Source organism: bacterium, from assembly GCA_004299235.1.
Lineage (GTDB): Bacteria > Chloroflexota > Dormibacteria > Dormibacterales > Dormibacteraceae > SCQL01.
In genome coordinates this window covers 1-1,465 of the sequence record SCQL01000048.1, presented here as the reverse complement: position 1 = coordinate 1,465, position 1,465 = coordinate 1, and the positions used below count along the sequence as shown (strand labels likewise).

General features: G+C 72.0%; 1 protein-coding gene and 1 pseudogene. Both read left to right on the top strand.

Features of this window, described 5'->3' with window-relative positions; translation table 11 throughout:
- Positions 1–793 (top strand): annotated as a pseudogene (locus EPN29_13750) (hypothetical protein).
- Positions 794–1,168: 375 nt separating this feature from the next.
- Positions 1,169–1,465 (top strand): PrgI family protein (locus tag EPN29_13745; GenBank protein TAN31345.1); only part of this gene is annotated, 297 nt, incomplete at its 3' end.

Sequence of the window (1,465 nt, the reverse complement as noted above, 5' to 3'; positions counted from 1 at the left end):
GAAGTCGCTGCTCAAGGTGCAGACCTGGCCCGACTGGGACCCCCTGGGCGGCCTCGGCGCCGAAGACGTCTCCGACGCGGCGGTGGCCACTGTGCTCGCCTTCCTCGGGATCTTCCTGTGGCTGGCCGCCATCGGGCACATCCTGGTCTACCTCGCCCGCGCAGCCTCGCTGCTGGTTCTGACCGCCACCGGCCCGCTGTCCGCAGCCGGGTTGGTCTCGGACTTCACCCGCTCCTGGTTCTGGAAAAGCCTGCGCTGGTTCCACGCCGCGGCGTTCACCCCCGTGCTGATGGTGATGGTGCTCGGCATCGGTGTACAGATGTCCAGCGGTGTCGCGGCCCACCTCGCCGACGGCGCGGAGAAGTCGGTCGGCACCGCACTCCCCGCGGTCATGCTGATCCTGGTCAGCGTCGTCGCACCGCTGGCGTTGTTCAAGCTGCTGGCCTTCGTCGACCCCGGCACCCCCTCGGGCGCGTCGTTCCGGCAGGGCATGGCGATCCAGGGCGGCCTGCAGGGACTGGTCGGCGGCGGCGCGTCCGGTGGCGGCTCCTCGGCGGCCTCCGCGATGGACCCCAGCGGCCGGTCGGGCGGCGAGCAGAGCGCCGAGGCGTCCACGGGCGACCGGTTCAACAAGTCCACCCAGGGCTTCCTGGGCAGCTTGGGCCCCGTCGGCCAGGCGATGTCGACCGGCATGGGCTGGATCAACAGCGCCGGCGCCAAGGCCACCTCGCTGATGTCGGATGAGTCCAACCAGGCCGGTGTCGGGCAGAGCACCTACGGGCCCGACTTCAGCGGGCTGGGCGGCAGGCACTCCGGTGGCCAGTCCGGGGATCAGTCCGGCGGCACCCACCCCGGGTCGCAGAACAGCGGCGACCCCAGCGACACGGACCCGCCGAGCCCGCCGATGCCGCCCGCACCTCCCACTCCACCGACCCTGCCCACGGGCGGTGGCCCCGGCGGCGGCTCCGGTGGCCAGGGCGGCTCCTCCGGTGGAGCAAGTGGCGCGGGAGCCGCACCCAAGACACCGGCTGCAGGCGGCGGGGGAACGGCTGGCGGTGCCGGTGGCGCCGGTGGCGCCGGAGCAGCTGGCGGAATCCCCCCGGTCGCGGTCTAACCCGATCCGCGCAACCCCCCATACGGACCCCGACGAGATGGAAGGAACCCATCGATGACCACCTACGCCGACTACCAGCGCGACCGGATCGGCTGGTTCTTCGGACTATCCGGAGGCCAACTGATGTTCCTGGCGCTGGCGAGCCTGCCGGCGTTCTGGGCGATCAGCCGCGGAGCCTGGTTCTCCGCCCTCCTGTTCGCCATGGTCTGGCTGTTCGCGCTGGCCATCACCATCATCCCGGTCCGGGGCCGCTCGGCCACCGGCTGGGTGTTCGCCTCGACGATGTACGCCGTCGGCGGCCTGCTCGGATGGACGTCGTTTCGGGCCAAGGCCTCCCAGGGTCGCGCCGAG